A 19,493-nucleotide genomic window follows, 5' to 3' on the forward strand; every position below is an offset into this window, starting at 1 on the left:
GCCTTGGCGAAGCTTCTTCCAGCCTATGAGGTCGCCCTCGGGAAGAATGCGAGTGCGAGCGACGGTTAGTTCTGCGTCCTTCGCACCAGACAGGTACGCACCAGACAGGTTCGCACCAGACAGGTACGCACCAGACAGGTTCGCACCAGACAGGTTCGCACCAGACAGGTACGCACCAGACAGGTGCGCCAGGGACAGGTTCGCACCAGACAGGTTCGCACCAGACAGGTACGCACCAGACAGGTTCGCACCAGACAGGTTCGCACCAGACAGGTACGCACCAGACAGGTACGCACCAGACAGGTCCGCACCGGACAGGTTCGCACCAGACAGGTACGCACCAGACAGGTCCGCCCGGGACTCAACAGCCTTCTTTACCGCAAAACCAAGCTGTAACGAGTACGACTTTCCCGCAAATTCCGCATCGATCTCGCAGGAGAACTGCACGGCACCGGTAAAGCGATTCTTGATTTCAAACTTCGCCATTGTCGTTTCCTTAGAAGTGGTGCCGTGGGCTCAGTGCCCCGTAGCAATCGCAATAAGCACAGCGGTTGCCACAAGGCCGAGGTACAGCCATTCGGCCTTGGTCATCGGCTTGCGGGCATTCGCGTGTGCGCGGACGCGGGCGATGTAGTCGTCGTAGTCGGGGGTCATGCGTTGTTGTCCTCGTCCAGCGAAACCCATGCGTCTCCGCCTGTCGCGTCGGCTATGGCGCGATTCATCTCTCGGTGAAGCTCGTCGTACTTGGCAACGCTCTCCGGACTCAGCATCCCGTACCCTTCCGGATTGACCACATCCCACAGGTGCCCATAGAGGTTGTTGAACTTGATGCACAACTCAAGAAGCCGTGGCGCCTGCGCGACGACTAACGCGTTATGCTTGCGAAGTGAGCCTGACGAAATGATTGTCTTGTCGCCCTCCACATCCTCAACATCAGCCTCGATGAGTGCGCACCAGCAATCCGGAGAAGCGCACTCAACGACATGCCAAGGTCCAGGGGTGTGTGCCATAGGCGGCATTCCGGCGCTCATGCTGCAACCCTCATCACCACGCGCCGCAGGCAGACAGACCAACCCGCAGGGCAGTCCTCCCAAGATCCGGGGATCGTGCGGTACTCCGTAATCCCGTTCACAACACGGCAGATGCGAATGCACGGGGCGGGGAACTGGATGACGTTGCTCATAGGCGACCCTCCTTCCTTGCTTGCTGGTAGTCTTTCTCGGCCCGCTCATTGATGAATGTCGGGAGCCATTCGTGCATGACGTTCATGGCCTGAACACGGTCGCCAGCGCGGTAGTACTTGGCGATCTGGAAGCGAGTGCGTGGGTCAGCCAGGGCGCCTGCGAGTTCTTCCAGCACGACGTCATCGTCAGCCAGCAACGCGCGCTCCCTGTTGTCAATCCATTCCATGCGGGCTTCTTTTTCGTCCTCAGCGTCGAGACGATCTCTCTCCAAAAAGTCGATGTAGTCAGGTAGCGCGGCCATCACAGAAGCCCTCCACACCAGCCAAGGAATCCGAGGAAAAGGAATGCGGTTGCGATTGAGAGAGTGGTTTTCACGACGCACCACCGACGCGGGCGAGGGCGGCAGGCTCGAACAAGTCGAACGGATGCCCACTGATATGCTCAAACCTGTCGCTACCGAGCTTCCGCGTGATCGTGTATCCGTTGTAAGCCTCGGTTTCCCAGCCGACCAGATAAACGACTTCACCCTTAAAGTGACGGTAAGCGATAGCGGAGCTACGTCCGAATGCGTCGCCATTTTCAAGGCTTGCTTTCAACGTAAGAGGCAGGCCAAAAGCCAGCACATCCACCTTCTGCGTCTCGGTGCTCATCGGGCCGTCTCCTTCGCGTTCTTCTCGCGAAGTGCGTCGAGGCCCGAAGCGATCGTCGCGACAAGCTCGGCGTCGCCCGGGGTCAGATCGAACTCCAGCGGCGCGTCCGGGGACTTCACCTGGACGATCTCGTGGCCGGTAATGAGGGGTGCGTGGTTCATGGTCTGCTCCCTGCCGGGGTGTTCCGGCGACAGGGACAGGTTACGAAATGTCGTAGCTCGTGTCAACGATATTTCGTAAATATTTTTCGCAGTGGATGGATTCCAGCCTGCGGGGCGGTCAGAAGGGCTGGGGAGGACGCCCTCTTATGGGGTTCGAACGTGCTCTGAGTTAACGATGTAAGCCGCCACCATCAATTGGTTGGCGAGCTGGTAGTTGTATTCTTGATAGGCTTTGTGGGCGGCCTGAATAGTGGTTTCGACGCCATCCCTTCTAGCCCGGTCAAGAATCGGTGCCTGTTCAGCGGAAATTCTATAGGAGGCGGCCAGATGGGTTGCTTCCGAGCCATCAAGTCCGGATGCCACCCAGATCTTGGACAGGGTGTCCTGCCACCAGGCTTGCGCTTCAATCGCTTGCAGTTCGGCCCGGTTAGCTCTGGCTGAAAGAATGGCATTTTGCAGCTCAGCCTCTTGAAGCGCTCCCTGCATCCACAATTGCTGACTTCGAGCATCCTGACCTCCACTAGCTGCTCGACCAATCGCGGCGCCGGCTTCACTCCATCCGGATCTAGTTTGTGCAGTCGCAGTAGCACATACAGTGAAGGCCAAAAGCAAAGCTATAGCAGGTCGCATGATCAACCCTCCCAGCTGCCGATCCAGCGGACCCTACCCACAATCGTGATCGGATTCCGCTTATTACTCATAGCCCTAGCGCTGCGCCAGTTATGGTCCCCCGCAGGATTATCAGCCCTGAAAAACACCATGTCATCCACGATCTCGCAGCGCTTCACGTTGTACTCCGTGTTTGCGGCGCCTTGGAGAGCGATCACGAAAAGGTCACCGTCCGAGGGGGTGGTGTCGCTGGTATCGAACAGGATGGCATCCCCCTCTCGGATGCGGGGGAGCATGGAATCCCCCTTGCCATAGAGCACGGCCAGCCTGTCAGGCCGTAGCCGCTTCCTGGCGAGCGAGTCGGCCCGAAACTTGAGGTTGTGGGTTTCGGCGTAATCCAGCGCCTCGCGGCCAGTACCCAAGCCTACCGCCATGGCATAACCCTTAATGTCCGCCCAGCCCTCGTCGCCTGACGCCGAGGTGGCCTCCTGCGGGCCTTTGCCCGATTCCAGGTACTCCGTCCTCACTCCGAGGCGAGAGGCTATCTTGTGCAGGACCGTGGTGGTCTTCGCTTTGCCGGATTCAAGGTCAGAGAGCGAGCTATAGGCAAGCCCAGCAGCCTTCGCTAGGTCTGCCCTAGATATGCGCTGTTCTTCGCGCAACCGCCTGATTCTGCCGCCAATCGTTTCCATACCAGGATGAGAACGAAATTTCGTTACGATATGTCGTTGACAAGGAGTTACGATATCTCGTAATCTTGGCTTATGAAGACAGCCTGGTCCCAGAAAATCAGCGAGCTGAACTCCCTCGGGATGACCTATGCCGATATCGGCGTCGCCTGTGGAGCACCCCCGTCCACCATTGGAAGTCTGGCTAGCGGTGCAGCTAAGTCCCCCCGTGGCGATCTTGCCATCCGGCTTCATGAGCTTCATGCCTCAAAGACCTCCGGCAAGCCCAAGCGGAAGGCGGCCTGATATGGACGAGAAGTCCTTCTGGCGTCTCTGGGATGCGCTTACGAGGCCGGAGGATCGGCTTCGTCGGCTGATGGACGCCCGTGCAGCACATGAAGCCAAGCTTGGGCTTGTTTCCGTAGACCCTCGGCCAGCCATTGAACTTGATGTTCTGGACGAGCTTTTTCGAATCCGTGATCTGCCGCAAGCGCAATCTGGCGCTCGATCAGACTTGAAAACACCACCCGGAAATACTCCGGGTTCGGATGCGTCGCTATGAAAGCCCTGACTACGCTGTCCAGGGCCATGCCCGTAAGCATCGTTTCCATCGTCGAACGCTCCAGTTCGTCGAGTCTCTGTTCCGTTTCCATGAAGCCCTCCGGTGAGTTTGCTGGTTGCTTGGCAGTGCCAGTTTGCCACCGGTAGGGCTTCGCCTACCTCAATTTTCTTCAATCCCACACGAGTACCCCTCAAAGGATCCACCGATGTACCTGGACCGTCGATTCAAACGGATTCGCGACCCCCTCTACCTCAACGACGTTGAGCTTGCCGATGGAAAGAAGCTGGCAAAGCTCATCGGTAAGGAGTGGGGCGAACTCAAGCGCGAACTGATTAACCAGGGTGTGCGCCGCTTGCTCCAAGAGCGCGGCGAAAAGATTACGTCGGAGTCCTATGCACTCTAAAGCGCCCAACCCGGCGCTGTTTGAGGCCCCTCTTAAGGCGGATGACCTTGGTGGATATGACGCGCTTGGCCGATTGGTCGCAGCAGCGAGTCTCCATGGTTGTTCACCGACTGAAATGGCCGAAAAGGCCGCTGTAGCCGAGCTTTCGTACCAGCTTGGCGTGACCGAACAATCTGCCCTGACGATTTTGAGGGGCCTCAAGAAGCACGGGGAGAGGTGATGAACGCAGTGCTCAACCAAGGCCGTACAGGCCGAGACGCAGGCATGGCTCGCGCTACTGCTCATGCTGACCACCGCAATGCCGGATGGTCCGACCGGGCCTATCTCAAGGCGCGCAAGTTCCTCCATCGGATCAAGCGGACCTTTACCGCCGAGCAGATCCGCGCCTGGGCCTACAGGAACGGTCTTGAAGAACCGACCGACGACCGCGCCTGGGGATCGATCCTGACGCGCCTGTCTCGCGAGGGGCACATCCGCAAGGTGAATTACACGCAAGCAGAGGGCAAGGCGTGCCACATGCACCCGGTCACGCTGTGGAAGGTCGTGGAGTAAGCATGGACTGGTTCCGCCTCTACGCCGAGTTCTCGACGGACCCTAAGGTCCAGATGATGAGCGAGGCCATGCAACGGCGTCTCGTGATGCTGTTTTGCCTAAGGACAGCAGGAATCATCCCCACGACAGACGACGCTGAGGTTGCGTTTGCGCTGCGTGTATCGGAGGAAGACCTCGCGAAGACGAAGGAGCTTTTCGTCTCTAAAGGCTTCATCGATGAGATCTGGGACCTGATGAACTGGGACAAGCGCCAGTTTTCCTCGGACTCAAGCAACGAGCGCGTCAAGAAGTACCGTGAGAAGCGTAAGGCAATGGGCCTTACTAGTAACGGTTACACGAAACACATTGAAACAGTGATGGTACGTGACGGTGGTTGCTGCGTGTACTGCGGGTCGGACAAGAACCTGTGTATCGATCACGCCTATCCGGTAGCCAGGGGTGGCAATGACGACATCGAGAACCTTGTCGCCGCATGCAAGTCGTGTAACAGCGGGAAGGCCGGCAGGACGCCATATGAAGCCGGAATGTCGTTCCTAAACAAGCGCACGGAGGCCATCTGGAACCACTGGATTAAGTGTAACGGTTTCAGTAACGCCCTAGAACAGATACAGAACAGAACAGATACAGAACAGAAAGAGCAAAAGCTTTCTGCTCGGCACGATTCTCGTGCCAAGCCAGTCGATGAGTCTCCTGTGGTGATTTCGATCCCGCTCAACGACTCCACCGAGTTCCCGATCACGGAGCGGCAGGTTGCCGAGTTCGAGGGCCTATATCCCGCAGTCGATGTGCGCCAGGAGTTCCGCGGCATGCGGGCTTGGTCGCTTAGCAACCCGACGAAGCGGAAGACCCGTAGCGGCGCCCTGAAGTTCGCGAATGCCTGGCTGTCGAAGGCGCAGAACGAGGCGCCGCAGCCTAGCCAACGAGGATCGCCGCCCCGTGGGCCAACCAGCAAGACCGGCGAGGCAGTGATGAAACTTCAAGGGGTAATCAATGGAAACCAACTGGATCGAAACCGAGATCGCCAAGGGCTTGCAGGGCCTGTTGTGCTTGAGCTTGGATCGCCAGCCGGCGCTTGAGCTGATCGAAGGCACGCTGGCGATGTGGTGCAAGGTTGTAACCAATGGCCGCATCTTTGACGAACGCCGTGATCCCCCTCGGTTCCGCGCTGCGTTCCTGACGCTGGCAGGACGTCGCACTTGGCCCGTACCCCAGGATTTCATCGAGGCGCTGCCTAGCAACGTCACGCCCATTCACAAGCCAAAACTTCTCGACGACGAGAGGACGAAGAAGGCGCGCCTTGTGGCCTTTGACGAAATCCGCAAGACGCTCGGCATCAAGAAGCCCGAAGGAGACGATGCCGCATGAGCCCGACAGCCACCACCATTTACACCATCTATTCCGCGCTTGAGCGCGGCCCGATGTCAGTGATGCAGCTTCGCGAGCTGACGGGTAAGGGAGACAACTACGTCCGCTCCTGTCTTTTGACCCTTTCGGACGAGGGCAAGGTGCGACGTGGCGAGAAGACCCGCGCTCGGCGCATGGGTCCGCCCACGTACCTGTGGGAACGCGTGTCGTGATCCTGTCCAACCTCCTAACCCGAGCCCTGATCTGCATCCGCCACGGCCACGAGTGGGCCAAGGCGCACCGCAAGGACGGCTCGTCCTATCTCCGCTGCTTGGGGTGCAATGAGGTGCGGTCATGAGCAGGTTCTACGTTGGGCAGAGGGTGCGGGTTATCCGCGTTCGAGACCCCGATCCCGAGTGCCAAGCCGTTTTAGGGGCCGAAGGTGTCGTTAATGCCTTGAATGTTGAAAATAAAATGGACGAATGGGGGAATGTGGGAGTGACCATCGATGGCGACTCCGGGTGGTGCTTCCTCCCGAGTGATCTTGAACCCGCCACCGACGCAAACGACAAGATCGAATGGAGTGAGTGCATCTGGCAACCGGAGCACGTGGGGGAAGGAGCATGACCGCCCAAGCCGTTGTCCTGCGCCCCGAGAATGCGCGCTCCCGCATGGCCTTCGTGTGGAAGAAGGCTTGCGAATACCTGCAACTGGACAAGCCGGTCATGGTGACCGTGGACGAGTTTAAGACACGGAGAAGTCTTGAACAGAACCGGAAGTTGAACGCCATGTGCGGTGACTTGGCCGAACAGGTCGAATGGCACGGGCAGATGCTTTCTAAGGACGACTGGCGGCACATGTTCGTCGCTGCGTACCGGAAAGAGCAGAGGGTGGTACCCGGCTTCGACGGAGGGTTCATCGTCCTCGGTGCCAGTTCCCGAGGGCTCACGGTGCCGGAGTGCATGGACGTGATCGAGATGATGTTCGCCTTTGGTGCTGAGCGACAAGTCAAGTGGAGCGATCCCAATGGTTGACGTAATCGTCTTGCTAATCGATGGCAGCATCCTCGGCTATGTCTTCGCCTCGTGGCATTGGGCGAAGCGAGTGGAGAAGGCGCATATGACTATCGCTGAACTTCGCGAGGATGTGGCTCGCGAGAAGTTACTACGCAGACTTCAGGGATCGGAGCAAGTATGACCACCGCAGCCGAACGCAAGCACATGGGCCGCGTGGCTCAACTCTCCTGCGGGCTGTGCGGAGCCCATGGTGTGGAAGTCCACCACATCCGGGCAGGGCAGGGCGGCGCACAGCGTGCCAGCCACTTCCTGACCGTTCCCGTCTGCCCGTCCTGCCACCGCGGGCCCCAAGGCATCCACGGCGACAAGACCATGCTGAAGATCAAGAAGTGGACGGAGCTTGATTTGCTCGCGGACACGCTGGCGAGGTTGGCTGCGTGACGTGGATGGACCGGCTAGTACACATGATCGTCAATTCGGCTCTAGCGAGCCATAACCGAGGAAACACCATGAACCTTGCAAACGCGAACGAAGCAATCCCGCAAATCACGCAGAATTCCCCGGCAGAATCCTCCCTGATTCGACTTTCGGGGATGCTGGAGAACGTCGAAGGCACCGTTGCTCGTCTGGAGCAGCGTCTTCTCCCCATCCTTTCGTCAGGGCTGAAGGGGGACGCGTCGGCCAAGCCCCAGGCGGTAGGAGCAAGCCCCATCGTCGATAACATCCTTCGGGCAGGTGACCGCGTGACGGATATCGACGAACGTATCGGCCAACTCCTTGACCGGCTGACGGTCTGATCCATGATCGTCGTCGAGCTTCCCATCAAGACGGTAGGCGGACTCAACGCCCGCGAGCATTGGCGTAAGCGAGCGGCTAGGGTGAAGGCCGAGCGTCATGCTGCATGGTTCATGCTTGGCCGCCTTGGTTCACCGCCAGTCCTGCCGGTAATTGTGACCATGACGAGGAAGTCAGCCGGGGTGCTCGACGACGACAACTTACAAGGCGCCATGAAGGCCATAAGGGATGGCATAGCTGACTACCTGTACGTGCCAGACAACGACCCTCGTATCCAGTGGCGCTACGCCCAGGAGCGGTGCAAGCGCGGCCAGTTCGGCGTCCGGATCGAAGTGGAGGCCATTTCATGAAATACGGGACCGCCCCCAACAAAGAAACCGGCGTTGAGGGTAAGCCGGATTCGGAACTCCATGACCTTGAGAAGTCCCTCGCCAGGGAGATCCCGGCAGCGCAGGGCCTGCTTGCCAGGGTGCGTAAGGAAATCAGACGGAGGAAGCGCCGTGGTTGAGTGGAGCACGCGGCCGATGAAGCTTCTATGCATTCTGCCCTCCCCATGCAAAGCGATGGAGAACGTAGGGGGCTTCCTCATCGTCAAGTGTGAGAACGGCCACGACTACATCGTGACGCCCCAAGGCGAATTCCGGGACATAACCGGAAGCGTTCGAACTTACCGGGAGATGGCCTGTGGATGACATCGAAGACCGCGAAGTAGAGGCCTACGTAGAGGCTTCGGTATGCCTTGAACGTACCTCCAAGGCCGCTATACGTCCTCATACGCGACCCAATCGAACGGTGCACCGCCAGTTTGAGCGCGGTTTCCGCCCGGTGGGTCAATTCAGCGAAGACGAAGGCGATATGACGGTACTGGCCCTATCCATCCTGAGGCGTATGCGGAAGAACCGGCACACGACGGGGGCGGGTAGCTATCTCTTGGGTGACGAAGACAAGCACGTCTATGTCGTCGCCGAAGGTAACAGCACCGGCATGGGCTTCGTGAACCGCCATGAGTCGTGGACGGTGGGCCGTTATTGCGCCGGCTTGCGCGGTGCCTTCCCCCTGGCCGAACAGCTTATCGGCGACCTTCAGGAGCATTTCCGCGGCTTCGTGGTCGCTAAACCGGAGATTGCGGCATGAATGGCATCACTAAGCATCCTCGATTCCATGATTCATGGCTCATCCCTGGCGCCTTGCCACCAACTGTTATTCGACCGGCCCCGGGTGGGCAATGGCTGGCCCAGGTGGAGGTGACCTCTGACTACAACATCGGGGCTATCGGCGACTCTCCAAAGGATGCATTTCTGAACATGCATGCCGCTTACTTCGATTGGCTTATGGAGCAGGGCGCTAACTCGGAGGCGGCATGAGCGGATCCATGGAATTCTTCTGGCGCGACATCCAGACCATCAAGGGCGCCGTCCGTGCTGCCCTGGCGTTGCCTCATGTGGACATCGGTGAGCTTCGGGAGGTAGAGCGTTCTCACGCGTACACCGTGCCGAATGACGACATGAGCGACCGTCTGCGCGAACACATGACCGCTCAGGCTGAGGCCGCTCCTAGGCTAACCATTAAGGACGCCCGAGCCATCCGTACCCAGCAGTGGCACGCAAAGCCGCCCAGCATCGCGGAACTGTTCGCGCTTCCCATTCTGTCGCAGGTGGCGATGTGAGCGCGGGCATGAGCTTGGCTGGCTGGCTTCTCGGGGCCGCCCTGAGCGGAAGGATGGAGGAGGAAGCAAAAGCCGCCTTGGATGCCAATGCCGCATTAGCCTCTTCATTCCCAACAGTTGATCAGGCCGACGCCATCGAAGGCTACCGGCAGGTGGGGCCGTGCTGATGTCCCCGCGCTGGTGGGAAAAAATCTTTGGGGCCATTGGCGAGGCTGTCATGGAGGCCAATGAGAGGCGTGATGTGTCAGTGAGCCTAGCCTGCCATCGCCAGGGCGCCCACGGGCCGCTCGATGGCAGGCAGCATTTCCGCTGGAGCCACGTAACTCAGGCTTGGAGGCAAGTCCCGTCTCCGCTGGATTGGTACTACATGAGCCTGGCTTACTGCCTATGACCGAGAAGAAGCCCAAGGGTCGCCCTCGTGAGTTCAAGCCCGAGTACATCGAGCAGGGCAGGAAACTTGCCGAAATGGGCGCCACTGATCGAGAGGTTGCCGATTTCTTCGGGGTGAGGGAGAGGACGATCTACCGGTGGCAGCACGACTTCCCTGAGTTTTGTCACGCCTTAAAGCTGGGCAAGGACGTGGCAGACGACCGGGTAGAGAAATCCCTATACCGACGCGCCATTGGCTATACGCACGATGCCGTGAAGATCCTCCAGTTCCAGGGGCAGGAGGTGATTGTCCCGTATGAGGAGCACCACGCCCCGGATACCACCGCCTGCATCTTCTGGCTGAAGAACCGCCGTCGTGCTGAGTGGCGGGATAAGGTTGATCACGAGCATTCGGGCGGCATCAAGGTATCCAAGACCGTCGAACTGACAGACGAGCAACTGGCCGCTATTGCCGCCAGCGGGGGCGCCAATGGCTGACGGCTCGACTATCACGCCGGCCGAGGCAGCGCGGGAACTCCTGCGCCGTCGTCGTGCTCGTGAGTCGCTGGTCGGATACAGCCAAGCCATCACGATTCCTGGTGCGCCGGTCAGTGACGATCCTGACGAATGGCTGTTTAAGCCCGTAGAGTCGTCGGTAGCGAAGCACCACATCGTGACCATGGAGGCCATCGATAGGTGCATTCGCACGGACTACGGCCGCCTGATGATCTTTGAGCCCCCGGGCTCGGCCAAATCCACCTATGCGAGCGTGGTGGGCACAACCTACGCCATGGGGAAGTACCCCGGCCTTCGCTGCCTGATGACGAGCTACGCGGCCACGCCGATCATTCGGCACAGCAAGCGGGCTCGGCAGATTGCCAGTAGCCCGGAATTCAGTGGCATCTTCGGTGCTCAGGTAGTGGGTGGCAGCAACGCCGCTGACGAATGGGAACTGACCAATGGCTCGGGCATGTTCGCCGCTGGCCTCATGGGCGGCCTGACGTCCAGCCGTTGCGACCTTGGCATCATCGATGACCCGGTAGCTGGCCGCGAGGAAGCCGAGTCCGAGACGATCCGGAAGAAGACCCGGGCGGCCTATGACGATGACTTTCTGACGCGTCTCAAGCCAAAGGCGTCCATCATCATCATCCAGACCCGCTGGGCTCAGGAAGACTTGGCCGGCAGCATCCTGCCTGAGGACTACGACGGCCGTAGCGGCCCCGTCGAATGCCGGGACGGGCAGGTATGGGAAGTCCTGAACATCCCCGCGCAGTGTGAGCGCCTGGACGATCCCGTGGGGCGCCAGATTGGTGAGTACCTGTGGCCTGAGTGGTTCAGTGAGCGCCACTGGAACATGTACAAGGCCAACGCCCGCACGTGGTCGTCCCTGTACCAGCAGCGACCCGTGCCGGACGAAGGCATCCACTTCAAGCGGGAGAACTTCAAGCGCTTCCGTGACAGCGAGACGCCGGAGAGCCTGCGCAAGTACCTGACGAGCGACTTTGCCACCAAGGAGAACGCAGGCGACTACACCGCCCACGTGGTCTTCGGTATGGACGAGGACGCCGATATATTCATCCTAAGCGGCTTCAACGAGCAGGTTGAGACGGACAAGGGCGTATCCGCGGCTATCGACCTCGTGAAGCTACACAAGCCGCAGCTATGGCTTGGCGAGTCCGGCGTGATTGAGTCGGCCATCGGGCCCGAGGTGAAGCGCCAGATGCGCCGCAGGCAGACCTACGCGGCCCGTGAACTTCTTCCAAGCATTGCCGACAAGGTAGCCCGCAGCCGTGGCTTCGCCGCCCGTGTGAGTGCTGGAACGGTGTGGGTCAAAGAGGGTGAGTTCGGCGACGTGCTCATCGAGCAACTGATCGCCTTCCCCGCCGGTCGCTATGACGACCTCGTTGACTGCTGCTCACTGATCGGCCGAGCCCTAGACCAACTCATGGACGCCGAGCCGCCGAAGAAAGACCGAGAGAAACCCGTCATCCCCTTTAGCCGCGAACACATCGAAGCGTCCGAGCGCCTGAGCGCCAGGGAAGCCCGCGAACGACAGAGGTACTACCGCCCATGAATGCCGACAAGCAAGCCGAACTCGTGAGTTTGACGACCACCCTTATGGTTGCCCAAAGCGCTGACAGAGAATCAGACAGGGCTATATCGCGTGCCATGCACCAAAAGGATGAAACGCGCGAAGCATTGCGACAGGCGGAATGGGCACTGTCCGCCTTCTATGCCGAGAACCGCCCATGAGCGTCACGACGAACGAAATGCAGGCGATGAGCCTTGGCATGGCTGCTGCCGAAGTGGGCGATCCTGCCGCGCAGAGCTATGCTCAGGAGGAGGCGGACGCCAAGGCTTGGCTGCGGCGTATCGAGGAAGCGCGGAAGTTCGACGAGGGAGCCCGCAAGCAATACGCGCTTGACCGGAAGTACGCCAAGCGGCGGAAGGGCGGGTTTGAGGTAGACGTACCCATCGCTGGTACCTACGTGGACATCATGAAGTCCTTCCTCTACGCCCGTGATCCGGATGTGGATGTGATGCCCGCTGAATCGACCGAGCCGCCGCCCGATGACGAGCTGGTCAGGATGGCGAAGCAGGCCATCGCGGACGACCCGATGACGGGTAGTCACGTCCAGCAAGCCGCCCAGGCTGCGTTCGACGAGTCGGCGCAGAAGAAAAACGCCATCGTGCAGGCTGTTGCTCCGGCCGCTGCCAAAGCGCTATCTGGCGGCTCCATCCCCAGCCAATTGCCTCAGCTTCCGGACATTGACCCCGACAAGGATGCCGAGGCGGCCGCGCGCGCCACCATGGACCAGCTTGTCCGCAAGAAGGTCAAGGAACTCGGTCAGCCTTACCAGCAGCGGCGTGACGACGCAAAGCAGTTCGGCCAGACGCTACAGATCGTCATTTCGAAGCTGTGGAAGAAGGGCAAGCTGAAGGCCAAGGCCAAGCCGAACGTGGGGTCTGGCCTGACCATCGGCATCGGCTGGCTTAAGGCGACGTGGCAGGAGCGCATGGGGAAAGACCCCATCGTCGAGGCTCAGATCAACGACCTCCAAGACAACCTGCAACGGCTCGCGGCATCGAAACAGGAATTGGACGAAGGCGCACCGAACCCAGATGAACTGAAGGCCGACATCCAGCGCCAGATCCTCGGGCTACAGGCCCAGGTCGAGGTGATGATCGCGCGGGGCTTCGCCATTGATTTCGTGCAGGGCGAGGATATTCAGGTCGCGCCGGAATGCGGGGCGATGACCTCCTATCTGGACTCGCCGTGGATCGCGCACCGCACCTTCAAGTCCATCAAGGAAGCCAAGGCCGAGTTTCCGAAGATCGCGGAGAAGATCAAATCCGCCGCGACGTATGGACAGGTGAAGCCCTGCGACCCGAACGTCACACCTGACCCGGCCAACACGACCGTATCAGCCAATGAGGCCGACTCCTTCCGCACGGGTGGCGGCGCTACGACCCAGGTGGCTGACGGTACGGCAGTGTGCATCTGGGAGGTTTGGGATAAGGACTCGAACACCATACTGACTCTCGTGGAGGGCGTGAACTGCTACGCCCGCGATCCCTATCCGCCGAACCCTGGCACGTCCCGGTTCTACCCCTTCTTCCAGTTCGTCATCGGGGAGGTGGATGGCGAGCGCCACCCGGAATCACTCATTAACCGCTCCGCGCCGCTGCTGGACGAGTACGACCGTGTTCGCTCGGGTTATGCCGAGCATCGTCGCCGGGTGAAGCCGAAAACCGCCTTCGACTCCACCAACCTCGCCCCAGACGAGGTTGCGAAGATCGAGGCTGGCGGAACGCAGGAGATGATTGGGCTGAAGCCTCAGAGACCGGGCACGCCTATGTCCGACGTTCTATATCCCGTCGCCTACGCGCAGATCGACACCGCGCTCTACGACACCGGCGTCATCCGCGCCGAACTGGAAATGATATGGGGCATTCAGGAGGCCCTGTCGTCCAGCATCCGCACCGCGAAGACGGCGACCGAGGCCGAGATTCAGCAGACCGGCACCAACGCCCGCACGGGGTACATGCGGGACGGCCTGGACACAATGCTTGGCGAACTTGCCGAGTACACGGCGGAAGTCGCTGTGCAGAAGCTCGACGCGAACGACGTCAAGGATATGGCCGGTCCATGGGCCTTCTGGCCCGAGGGCATGAAGGTCGAAGACCTTGGCGCGCTGGTAAGTGTCGATATCCGAGCTGGATCCAGTGGCAAGCCCGACACGACACGTCAGCGTCAGGCGTGGGCCACGGTCATGCCGGTACTCCAGAACGCCATCATGCAGGTCGGCCAGCTTCGCGGCTCGTCGCCGCAGGACATTGCCGACTCCCTTGAGGCGCTGATCGAAGAAACCCTGTCGCGTACCGGTGACCGCTTGGATGCCGCCCGCTTCCTGCCGCCCGCGCCCGATCCGGATGACCAAGCCATGCCGGCACAACCTGGGCCGGTACCGCCACCCATGAACCTTTCCGCTCCGGCTATGCCGGCGCCCACCGAACCGACCGAGGATGTGAGCTATGGATGAGACGACGATCACCCCTGAAGTAACCCCGGCGACCGAGACGCCAATCACGGAAACGCCAGCGGTTGAGTCCGCCCCGGCTGCTGAAGCGCCGGTAGACATCGATACCGCCGCCCTTGCGGCATTCGATAAGGGCGTCACTGAACTAGCTGCACCGAAGACCGATGAAGCGCCCAAGACGGCCGCTGACGTAGCCGCCGAGGCTGCTGCCGCGAAGACGGACGATCCGAAAGCCGCTGCGCCTCCTGCCGCAGGCGGTGCGCCTCTCGCGGTCGATCACGCGAAGAGCGACACCAAAGCCGACCCAACGAAACTTGCGACAAAGGTCGAAGTACAGCCCGACCCGGAAACCGATGCCGCCGTGACCGAACTTGGCCTCAAGGGCAAGGCCGAACTCCGCTTCCGCGAGATGGCGAGCACCATCAAGACCCAGGCCCAGGAGTTGGAGCCGCTTCGCGCTGCCGCCGACCGAGGCCAGCAGTGGGAAAACATGGTGCTGGAGACGAAGGCGACGCCGGAACAGTTCGGCCAGTCCCTCGGCTACCTCGCCTATATCAACTCCGGCGATCCGGCGAAGATGGGGCAGGCGTTCGACTTCCTGCTCGGCGAGCTTCAGACGCTCGGCAAGAACATCGGCCGCGAGGTTCCGGGGCTGGTCGATCCCATCGCCGACCATCCGGACTTGGCCCAGGCGGTGACGTTCGGCGAAATGACGCGCGCCGCCGCACTTGAACTGGCCCAGCGCCGCACTGTCGAGAAGCGCGGTATCGAGCACCAGACGGTCACCAGCCAGCAGGCGACGCAGAAGGCTGAATTCGACAAGGGCATGGCCGACGTCACGGCGCTCAGCGAGAAGCTGAAAGCCGGAGACCCGGCATTCATGGACAAGCTGAAAGTCCTGGCGCCACTGCTTGATCAGGTGCGGCAGACGGTGGCACCGTCGTTGTGGGTCGCCACCATTGAGGATATCTACAAGCGCATTCAAGTGTCGGCGCCCGTAGTGGCACCTCCGGCACCGGCCCGTCCGCCTGTCGGCGCCATGCCGCTTCGCGCTACCGGCGCAGGCGCGCCGATGGCCCGCTCGCTGAAGGATGCAAGCGAAATGGATGCCTTTGAAATGGGTCTGCAAAGCGTAGGTCGCTGATGCCTTGACAGTAACTCGCGGTGTGGCACGTTGCCTTCGTGGCATCGCCACACCGCGAAGCTGAAAGCCGGAGTCGCGCCCGGTAGCGCTGCACTGAGAGTCGCGCCCTCGAACGCGGAGAGAACAGCCCATCAGGGCTCCTTTCCATTTCGAGGAAGCATTCCCATGCCCGTCAACGCAGCGCAGCTTGCCGCAGGCGCGAACTACCAGATGCAGTCGTATGCGGCCAACGACCCCATCGATCAGGTCAACACCGACAAGCCGTTCATGAAGTGGCTTCTTGCCAACAAGCAGGAGTCGGTCTTCGGTAACGGCGTGTTCAACGAAAAGGTTCGGATCAGCAACGATTCGAACTACCAGAACTACTCCGGCGACGATCAGGTCACCTACAACCGAAAGGATGTGGTGCGCCTCGCCCCGTTCCAGCATTACGAGGCCCATGACGGCTTCGGACTCAACGAAACCGAACTCGCCGACAACGGCATCATCCTGACCGATGACCGCGAGGCAGTGCCGACCGAGGCCGAGAAGGTTCAGATCGTGAACCTGATCAAGACCAACCGTATGGCGCTCAAGGACGGTTTTCAGGAGAACTGGGATCTCGAAGTGCACCGTGATGGCACGCAGTCCGCCAAGGCCGTTCCGGGCCTGGACTTGCTGGTCAGCACCACGCCGGCTGTCGGCACCATCGGCGGCATCGACGCCTCCACCTCGCTGTACTGGCGCAACAACGCCGATCTCAACATCAACACCGGCACCACCGGCACGCTGACGTCCGAGATGGAGAAGATGTGGCGGGCCTGCACGACCTACGGCGGCATGATCCCGGACTTCATCGTTTGCGGCGCGGCGTTCTACGACGCCTACCGTAAGGACGCGAATCTCCAGACGAACCGGCAGATCATCGTCAATGGCCGCAGCGGCCCGGATGCCGACGCTTCGACGGATAACGTCTACTTCAAGGGACGTCTCGTGGTTTGGGACCCGACCTTCGAGAAGCTGGACGCGATCCTCGGTGCGATCACCTATCCCTGGACGAAGCGCTGCTACTTCCTGAATTCCAAGACCCTGAAGCTGCGTCCGTTCAAGGGCCGCTGGATGATCGATCGCACCCCGGCGCGTATGTACGACCGCTACACGCATTACTTCGGCGTGACGGCGGACTACGGCCTGACCATCAACAAGCGCAACGCGAACGCGGTGCTTTCCATCGCTTAACCCACGTGGCGGGTGGCTCCGGTCACCCGCCAGGAGAATGACATGCCGAATGCAATGACCATCCAGATGCCGGCCGATACCAGCATCGTTAGCTTGGGCAAGACGCCTCTGCTTGGCGGCCAGGGTCGAAACGGCCTCGCTCACGTTGCCACTCCCGCCGCAGGCGTGATGCTCCAGGGCCACGATGCCCCGGGCAATAGCGCACCCGCCAGCGGCGACGCGGGTTGGTACAACCTTCTCACCATGACCACGACATCGGCCAAGGTGCAGGAGATCACCCTGCCGCGCTGGATTCGCCGTGGCGCGGCGGGCGGCACCGATCCCATCACGTTGGAGGGCGTGCAGTAATGGCTACCGACACCCAGAACAGTGGCAATCCGTCGAACCCCTCGGATGAAATCGCCAACCTTCCGCCGCCGCCCACAGTCAAGGTCGATCACGCCGACGACGAGGAAACGGTCACCTTGACCCAGCTGGTCGTGATCATCGACCGCGACGCCAGCCTCAAGCTGCCGGCGACCATCTTCGACTACGAGCTTCCGATTTTGGAGGCCATCTACGGCGAGGATCAGGTCTACGTGGACTCTGAAGAAGACGTCGAAGTCCCGGTGATGACCGCCAACGAAGCCCACGAAGCCCTGCGTCGGAAGTATTCCCAGCACGTCAACGAGGTGCTGGCGATCTATCCGCGCCCGGCCACGCTGGGCAAGGCGACGGGCCTGGAAGTCGTGGACGAAGGCAACCGCGGCAAGCTCTCGCAGTCCGCAGTGACCGACCACAAGAAGGAAGCCGCGAAGACGGCGACCAAGAAGACCGCCAAGAAGACCGCCAAGAAGACCGCAGCGCGCAAGTGACCCAGCGCGCTTGAACGGGCGCCCCGGTGCAATGCCGGGGCGCTTCCATATCAGGAGCCGTCATGGCCGACACCATCGAGCTTAACTGCGACTGCGAGGACGATTACCCGTCCGAGACGTTAGCCGACATTCGCAAGTACCTGATGGTTCGGCTTGGCTTCGCCGCCATGCTCGCCAGTCCTCCGCCGGGCATGGTGGACCTTTTGAACTCCTTCGCCATCGAAGCGCAGGACTTGCTCTACCGGCGCTACTCGGTCCTGCGTACCAAGCGCTGGTTCACGTGGAACATGACGGCGGGTACGAGGTTCTACGACTTCGACGCCAATGCTGACGTGTGCGCGAAGAAGCTAGACCCGCGGAAGATTTCATGGGTCGGCGTATCGCAAGGTGATGATGTCTGGCGCCCGCTGGTGCAGGGCATCAACCCGACCATGTACTCCAGCCGCATTCAGTCCATCCCGCAATTCTTCGACGTCCGGCAGTGCATCGAGGTATGGCCCGCACCTTCGGATGACACGTGGCGGCTGCGGGTGAAGGGTGATTTCGGACTCGGGGCGTTCTCGGTTGACTCGGACACCACCACGATTGACCCGGATGCGATCAAGCTCCACGCCCTGGCTTACGCGAAGGCCCACTATGGGCAACCGGACGCGGCGAACTACATGACAGCCTTGGCGACGCTTCTGGGCGACCTGACGGCCGCGTCTCATGGCGTGCGCCGCTACATCCCAGGCGATGTTCCTCTACCCAATGCTGTGCCGCCCAAGCTCGTCGGGGGCTATCAGCCGTGAGGAATGTCACCCTCTCGGCGGTGAAGGCAGGCATGACGCGGCTTCGCGACAAGGGCGGAGCGTCTCCTGAATCGCTGTACGAGCTAACCAATGGGTACGTTGATGCGTCCCGGTCGCCAACGATCCGACCTGGGACGAGCGTTGACGCTACCCTTCCGGCCGGAACCAAGGGCCTGTGCGCCTTCCAAGGAAAGCTGCACGTCTTTGCTACTACGCGGATTGTCCCGAGCAATCCCAAATACGTGGTCAACATCCTCAAGCATCCTGATGCCTCCTACACGGGCGGTATCAAGAAGATCCACTTTGCAAAGCCGTTCCTTGGCTTCCTCTATGTGGTCGCAGAGTTCGACGACGCCAGCGTGTGGCACTACTGGCTCCAGGCTCCGCCTGTGTGGAAGCCCAACACGATCTATGGGCTCGCGCAGCTCGTCTCACCGTCAACGCCTAACGGCTTCTACTACCGCTCCAACTCCGCGAGCAAGGCCCCCGTCTGGACGCCGAACACGCCGAAGGCACTCGGCAACGTAGTGCAGCCGACCACGCCCAACGGCTGGGAATATGTCGTGACCGAAGTGACCGGAACGCCTACGACGGGAGCCACAGAGCCATCCTGGCCCATGAGCGAAGGCGCCCAGGTCTTCGAAGGAACCGATACGACAACCGTTCCTTCCGATGAGCTTTCCGGCGGCGGCTCGACCGGCGGCAACACGCCAAGCCAGGAAGTGAAAGATCGCTATGGGAGTGGTGACTAACCATGGCTGACAAGTGGGTAGCTGGGAAAACCTACGTTCCGGGTGCGCTGGTCCGGCCGACCAAGCAGCCGAACGTCACGAGCGGACAACCCGCCAACGCGTCGTTTGAGAGTGGGTCTGCAAGCTGGACTCTGCCGAACGGGTACACGGTCACAACCGGGGCCCACTATGAGGGGTCCCATGCCCTTCAGTACGACGGTACAGGACAGGCTAG

The 19,493-nt window shown here is 60.7% G+C and carries 32 protein-coding genes; 23 read left to right on the forward strand and 9 right to left on the reverse strand.

Features of this window, described 5'->3' with window-relative positions:
* From ACQKIE_RS00005 to ACQKIE_RS00045, 9 genes are all read right to left on the reverse strand, one after another.
* Window positions 1-486 (reverse strand): pentapeptide repeat-containing protein (locus tag ACQKIE_RS00005; RefSeq protein ID WP_427454834.1); only part of this gene is annotated, 486 nt, incomplete at its 3' end.
* Window positions 487-516: 30 nt separating this feature from the next.
* Window positions 517-654 carry a hypothetical protein gene (locus ACQKIE_RS00010; protein ID WP_427454835.1) on the reverse strand — a complete coding sequence of 46 codons (138 nt, stop codon included), beginning with the start codon at window positions 652-654 and terminating at the stop codon, window positions 517-519.
* Window positions 651-1,031: a hypothetical protein gene (locus ACQKIE_RS00015; protein WP_427454836.1), complete on the reverse strand. Its 381-nt coding sequence runs from the start codon at window positions 1,029-1,031 to the stop codon at window positions 651-653. The genes ACQKIE_RS00010 and ACQKIE_RS00015 overlap by 4 nt, the downstream gene beginning before the upstream one ends.
* Window positions 1,032-1,179: 148 nt before the next feature.
* Entirely contained in the window at window positions 1,180-1,485 is a 306-nt protein-coding gene (locus tag ACQKIE_RS00020; RefSeq protein ID WP_427454837.1) for a hypothetical protein, read from the reverse strand.
* 70 nt (window positions 1,486-1,555) lie between these two features.
* A complete protein-coding gene (locus tag ACQKIE_RS00025; RefSeq protein ID WP_427454838.1) occupies window positions 1,556-1,834 on the reverse strand; it encodes a hypothetical protein in 279 nt (92 codons plus the stop codon).
* Window positions 1,831-1,995: a hypothetical protein gene (locus ACQKIE_RS00030; RefSeq protein WP_427454839.1), complete on the reverse strand. Its 165-nt coding sequence runs from the start codon at window positions 1,993-1,995 to the stop codon at window positions 1,831-1,833. The genes ACQKIE_RS00025 and ACQKIE_RS00030 overlap by 4 nt, the downstream gene beginning before the upstream one ends.
* A gap of 144 nt (window positions 1,996-2,139) precedes the next feature.
* Window positions 2,140-2,481: a hypothetical protein gene (locus ACQKIE_RS00035; RefSeq protein WP_427454840.1), complete on the reverse strand. Its 342-nt coding sequence runs from the start codon at window positions 2,479-2,481 to the stop codon at window positions 2,140-2,142.
* A gap of 146 nt (window positions 2,482-2,627) precedes the next feature.
* Complete coding sequence (locus ACQKIE_RS00040) at window positions 2,628-3,296, reverse strand: XRE family transcriptional regulator (RefSeq protein WP_427456744.1); 669 nt, start codon at window positions 3,294-3,296, stop codon at window positions 2,628-2,630.
* A 320-nt stretch (window positions 3,297-3,616) separates the two neighbouring features.
* Window positions 3,617-3,925 carry a hypothetical protein gene (locus tag ACQKIE_RS00045; RefSeq protein ID WP_427454841.1) on the reverse strand — a complete coding sequence of 103 codons (309 nt, stop codon included), beginning with the start codon at window positions 3,923-3,925 and terminating at the stop codon, window positions 3,617-3,619.
* Window positions 3,926-4,039: 114 nt separating this feature from the next.
* Here ACQKIE_RS00045 and ACQKIE_RS00050 point away from each other — a divergent pair, with 114 nt between their 5' ends.
* From ACQKIE_RS00050 to ACQKIE_RS00160, 23 genes are all read left to right on the forward strand, one after another.
* Window positions 4,040-4,237, forward strand: coding sequence for a hypothetical protein (locus tag ACQKIE_RS00050; protein ID WP_427454842.1), 198 nt, complete (start codon window positions 4,040-4,042; stop codon window positions 4,235-4,237).
* A gap of 219 nt (window positions 4,238-4,456) precedes the next feature.
* Complete coding sequence (locus ACQKIE_RS00055; protein ID WP_427454843.1) at window positions 4,457-4,789, forward strand: hypothetical protein; 333 nt, start codon at window positions 4,457-4,459, stop codon at window positions 4,787-4,789.
* A 2-nt stretch (window positions 4,790-4,791) separates the two neighbouring features.
* Complete coding sequence (locus ACQKIE_RS00060; RefSeq protein WP_427454844.1) at window positions 4,792-5,865, forward strand: HNH endonuclease; 1,074 nt, start codon at window positions 4,792-4,794, stop codon at window positions 5,863-5,865.
* Entirely contained in the window at window positions 5,780-6,154 is a 375-nt protein-coding gene (locus tag ACQKIE_RS00065; RefSeq protein ID WP_427454845.1) for a hypothetical protein, read from the forward strand. Before ACQKIE_RS00060 ends, ACQKIE_RS00065 begins: the two co-directional genes overlap by 86 nt.
* Complete coding sequence (locus tag ACQKIE_RS00070) at window positions 6,151-6,366, forward strand: hypothetical protein (RefSeq protein ID WP_427454846.1); 216 nt, start codon at window positions 6,151-6,153, stop codon at window positions 6,364-6,366. The genes ACQKIE_RS00065 and ACQKIE_RS00070 overlap by 4 nt, the downstream gene beginning before the upstream one ends.
* 121 nt (window positions 6,367-6,487) lie before the next feature.
* Window positions 6,488-6,760, forward strand: coding sequence for a hypothetical protein (locus ACQKIE_RS00075; RefSeq protein WP_427454847.1), 273 nt, complete (start codon window positions 6,488-6,490; stop codon window positions 6,758-6,760).
* The gene (locus ACQKIE_RS00080; RefSeq protein ID WP_427454848.1) at window positions 6,757-7,167 is read left to right on the forward strand and encodes a recombination protein NinB; all 411 of its coding nucleotides are present in this window, start codon (window positions 6,757-6,759) and stop codon (window positions 7,165-7,167) included. Before ACQKIE_RS00075 ends, ACQKIE_RS00080 begins: the two co-directional genes overlap by 4 nt.
* Window positions 7,168-7,326: 159 nt before the next feature.
* Window positions 7,327-7,590, forward strand: a complete 264-nt coding sequence (locus ACQKIE_RS00085; protein WP_427454849.1) for a hypothetical protein — start codon at window positions 7,327-7,329, stop codon at window positions 7,588-7,590.
* A 68-nt stretch (window positions 7,591-7,658) separates the two neighbouring features.
* Window positions 7,659-7,946, forward strand: coding sequence for a hypothetical protein (locus ACQKIE_RS00090; protein ID WP_427454850.1), 288 nt, complete (start codon window positions 7,659-7,661; stop codon window positions 7,944-7,946).
* 3 nt (window positions 7,947-7,949) lie between these two features.
* The gene (locus ACQKIE_RS00095) at window positions 7,950-8,294 is read left to right on the forward strand and encodes a hypothetical protein (RefSeq protein WP_427454851.1); all 345 of its coding nucleotides are present in this window, start codon (window positions 7,950-7,952) and stop codon (window positions 8,292-8,294) included.
* Window positions 8,295-8,628: 334 nt separating this feature from the next.
* Window positions 8,629-9,078 carry a hypothetical protein gene (locus tag ACQKIE_RS00100; protein WP_427454852.1) on the forward strand — a complete coding sequence of 150 codons (450 nt, stop codon included), beginning with the start codon at window positions 8,629-8,631 and terminating at the stop codon, window positions 9,076-9,078.
* Window positions 9,075-9,308 (forward strand): hypothetical protein, encoded by a 234-nt coding sequence (locus ACQKIE_RS00105; protein ID WP_427454853.1) that lies wholly within the window; start codon window positions 9,075-9,077, stop codon window positions 9,306-9,308. Before ACQKIE_RS00100 ends, ACQKIE_RS00105 begins: the two co-directional genes overlap by 4 nt.
* Before the next feature lie 8 nt (window positions 9,309-9,316).
* Window positions 9,317-9,610 (forward strand): hypothetical protein, encoded by a 294-nt coding sequence (locus ACQKIE_RS00110; RefSeq protein WP_427454854.1) that lies wholly within the window; start codon window positions 9,317-9,319, stop codon window positions 9,608-9,610.
* A gap of 387 nt (window positions 9,611-9,997) precedes the next feature.
* Window positions 9,998-10,477, forward strand: coding sequence for a terminase (locus ACQKIE_RS00115; protein ID WP_427454855.1), 480 nt, complete (start codon window positions 9,998-10,000; stop codon window positions 10,475-10,477).
* Complete coding sequence (gene terL, locus ACQKIE_RS00120; RefSeq protein WP_427454856.1) at window positions 10,470-12,053, forward strand: phage terminase large subunit; 1,584 nt, start codon at window positions 10,470-10,472, stop codon at window positions 12,051-12,053. Before ACQKIE_RS00115 ends, terL begins: the two co-directional genes overlap by 8 nt.
* Window positions 12,050-12,232 (forward strand): hypothetical protein, encoded by a 183-nt coding sequence (locus ACQKIE_RS00125; protein WP_427454857.1) that lies wholly within the window; start codon window positions 12,050-12,052, stop codon window positions 12,230-12,232. Before terL ends, ACQKIE_RS00125 begins: the two co-directional genes overlap by 4 nt.
* Window positions 12,229-14,523: a hypothetical protein gene (locus tag ACQKIE_RS00130; RefSeq protein ID WP_427454858.1), complete on the forward strand. Its 2,295-nt coding sequence runs from the start codon at window positions 12,229-12,231 to the stop codon at window positions 14,521-14,523. Before ACQKIE_RS00125 ends, ACQKIE_RS00130 begins: the two co-directional genes overlap by 4 nt.
* Complete coding sequence (locus tag ACQKIE_RS00135; protein ID WP_427454859.1) at window positions 14,516-15,664, forward strand: hypothetical protein; 1,149 nt, start codon at window positions 14,516-14,518, stop codon at window positions 15,662-15,664. Before ACQKIE_RS00130 ends, ACQKIE_RS00135 begins: the two co-directional genes overlap by 8 nt.
* Before the next feature lie 165 nt (window positions 15,665-15,829).
* Window positions 15,830-16,882 carry a phage major capsid protein gene (locus tag ACQKIE_RS00140; RefSeq protein ID WP_427454860.1) on the forward strand — a complete coding sequence of 351 codons (1,053 nt, stop codon included), beginning with the start codon at window positions 15,830-15,832 and terminating at the stop codon, window positions 16,880-16,882.
* Between the two features lie 42 nt (window positions 16,883-16,924).
* Window positions 16,925-17,230 carry a hypothetical protein gene (locus tag ACQKIE_RS00145; protein ID WP_427454861.1) on the forward strand — a complete coding sequence of 102 codons (306 nt, stop codon included), beginning with the start codon at window positions 16,925-16,927 and terminating at the stop codon, window positions 17,228-17,230.
* The gene (locus tag ACQKIE_RS00150; RefSeq protein ID WP_427454862.1) at window positions 17,230-17,736 is read left to right on the forward strand and encodes a hypothetical protein; all 507 of its coding nucleotides are present in this window, start codon (window positions 17,230-17,232) and stop codon (window positions 17,734-17,736) included. The genes ACQKIE_RS00145 and ACQKIE_RS00150 overlap by 1 nt, the downstream gene beginning before the upstream one ends.
* A 62-nt stretch (window positions 17,737-17,798) precedes the next feature.
* Window positions 17,799-18,527, forward strand: a complete 729-nt coding sequence (locus ACQKIE_RS00155) for a hypothetical protein (protein ID WP_427454863.1) — start codon at window positions 17,799-17,801, stop codon at window positions 18,525-18,527.
* Window positions 18,528-18,559: 32 nt separating this feature from the next.
* Window positions 18,560-19,279 carry a hypothetical protein gene (locus ACQKIE_RS00160; protein ID WP_427454864.1) on the forward strand — a complete coding sequence of 240 codons (720 nt, stop codon included), beginning with the start codon at window positions 18,560-18,562 and terminating at the stop codon, window positions 19,277-19,279.
* Window positions 19,280-19,493: the final 214 nt, after the last annotated feature.

The sequence above is a fragment of the Luteibacter sp. NPDC031894 genome (assembly GCF_050273135.1).
Taxonomy (GTDB): Bacteria; Pseudomonadota; Gammaproteobacteria; order Xanthomonadales; family Rhodanobacteraceae; genus Luteibacter.

Coding starts and splice junctions, on each gene's coding strand:
- ACQKIE_RS00095 (WP_427454851.1), top strand. CDS start 7,950: ATGATCGTCGTCGAGCTTCCCATCAAGACGGTAGGCGGACTCAACGCC.
- ACQKIE_RS00160 (WP_427454864.1), top strand. CDS start 18,560: ATGACGCGGCTTCGCGACAAGGGCGGAGCGTCTCCTGAATCGCTGTAC.
- ACQKIE_RS00065 (WP_427454845.1), top strand. CDS start 5,780: ATGGAAACCAACTGGATCGAAACCGAGATCGCCAAGGGCTTGCAGGGC.
- ACQKIE_RS00045 (WP_427454841.1), bottom strand. CDS start 3,925: ATGGAAACGGAACAGAGACTCGACGAACTGGAGCGTTCGACGATGGAA.
- ACQKIE_RS00080 (WP_427454848.1), top strand. CDS start 6,757: ATGACCGCCCAAGCCGTTGTCCTGCGCCCCGAGAATGCGCGCTCCCGC.
- ACQKIE_RS00150 (WP_427454862.1), top strand. CDS start 17,230: ATGGCTACCGACACCCAGAACAGTGGCAATCCGTCGAACCCCTCGGAT.
- ACQKIE_RS00130 (WP_427454858.1), top strand. CDS start 12,229: ATGAGCGTCACGACGAACGAAATGCAGGCGATGAGCCTTGGCATGGCT.
- ACQKIE_RS00155 (WP_427454863.1), top strand. CDS start 17,799: ATGGCCGACACCATCGAGCTTAACTGCGACTGCGAGGACGATTACCCG.
- ACQKIE_RS00115 (WP_427454855.1), top strand. CDS start 9,998: ATGACCGAGAAGAAGCCCAAGGGTCGCCCTCGTGAGTTCAAGCCCGAG.
- ACQKIE_RS00035 (WP_427454840.1), bottom strand. CDS start 2,481: ATGCAGGGAGCGCTTCAAGAGGCTGAGCTGCAAAATGCCATTCTTTCA.
- ACQKIE_RS00075 (WP_427454847.1), top strand. CDS start 6,488: ATGAGCAGGTTCTACGTTGGGCAGAGGGTGCGGGTTATCCGCGTTCGA.
- ACQKIE_RS00015 (WP_427454836.1), bottom strand. CDS start 1,031: ATGAGCGCCGGAATGCCGCCTATGGCACACACCCCTGGACCTTGGCAT.
- ACQKIE_RS00020 (WP_427454837.1), bottom strand. CDS start 1,485: ATGGCCGCGCTACCTGACTACATCGACTTTTTGGAGAGAGATCGTCTC.
- ACQKIE_RS00105 (WP_427454853.1), top strand. CDS start 9,075: ATGAATGGCATCACTAAGCATCCTCGATTCCATGATTCATGGCTCATC.
- ACQKIE_RS00145 (WP_427454861.1), top strand. CDS start 16,925: ATGCCGAATGCAATGACCATCCAGATGCCGGCCGATACCAGCATCGTT.
- ACQKIE_RS00140 (WP_427454860.1), top strand. CDS start 15,830: ATGCCCGTCAACGCAGCGCAGCTTGCCGCAGGCGCGAACTACCAGATG.
- terL (WP_427454856.1), top strand. CDS start 10,470: ATGGCTGACGGCTCGACTATCACGCCGGCCGAGGCAGCGCGGGAACTC.
- ACQKIE_RS00030 (WP_427454839.1), bottom strand. CDS start 1,995: ATGAACCACGCACCCCTCATTACCGGCCACGAGATCGTCCAGGTGAAG.
- ACQKIE_RS00135 (WP_427454859.1), top strand. CDS start 14,516: ATGGATGAGACGACGATCACCCCTGAAGTAACCCCGGCGACCGAGACG.
- ACQKIE_RS00055 (WP_427454843.1), top strand. CDS start 4,457: ATGAACGCAGTGCTCAACCAAGGCCGTACAGGCCGAGACGCAGGCATG.
- ACQKIE_RS00060 (WP_427454844.1), top strand. CDS start 4,792: ATGGACTGGTTCCGCCTCTACGCCGAGTTCTCGACGGACCCTAAGGTC.
- ACQKIE_RS00085 (WP_427454849.1), top strand. CDS start 7,327: ATGACCACCGCAGCCGAACGCAAGCACATGGGCCGCGTGGCTCAACTC.
- ACQKIE_RS00110 (WP_427454854.1), top strand. CDS start 9,317: ATGGAATTCTTCTGGCGCGACATCCAGACCATCAAGGGCGCCGTCCGT.
- ACQKIE_RS00010 (WP_427454835.1), bottom strand. CDS start 654: ATGACCCCCGACTACGACGACTACATCGCCCGCGTCCGCGCACACGCG.
- ACQKIE_RS00050 (WP_427454842.1), top strand. CDS start 4,040: ATGTACCTGGACCGTCGATTCAAACGGATTCGCGACCCCCTCTACCTC.
- ACQKIE_RS00090 (WP_427454850.1), top strand. CDS start 7,659: ATGAACCTTGCAAACGCGAACGAAGCAATCCCGCAAATCACGCAGAAT.
- ACQKIE_RS00125 (WP_427454857.1), top strand. CDS start 12,050: ATGAATGCCGACAAGCAAGCCGAACTCGTGAGTTTGACGACCACCCTT.
- ACQKIE_RS00025 (WP_427454838.1), bottom strand. CDS start 1,834: ATGAGCACCGAGACGCAGAAGGTGGATGTGCTGGCTTTTGGCCTGCCT.
- ACQKIE_RS00040 (WP_427456744.1), bottom strand. CDS start 3,296: ATGGAAACGATTGGCGGCAGAATCAGGCGGTTGCGCGAAGAACAGCGC.
- ACQKIE_RS00070 (WP_427454846.1), top strand. CDS start 6,151: ATGAGCCCGACAGCCACCACCATTTACACCATCTATTCCGCGCTTGAG.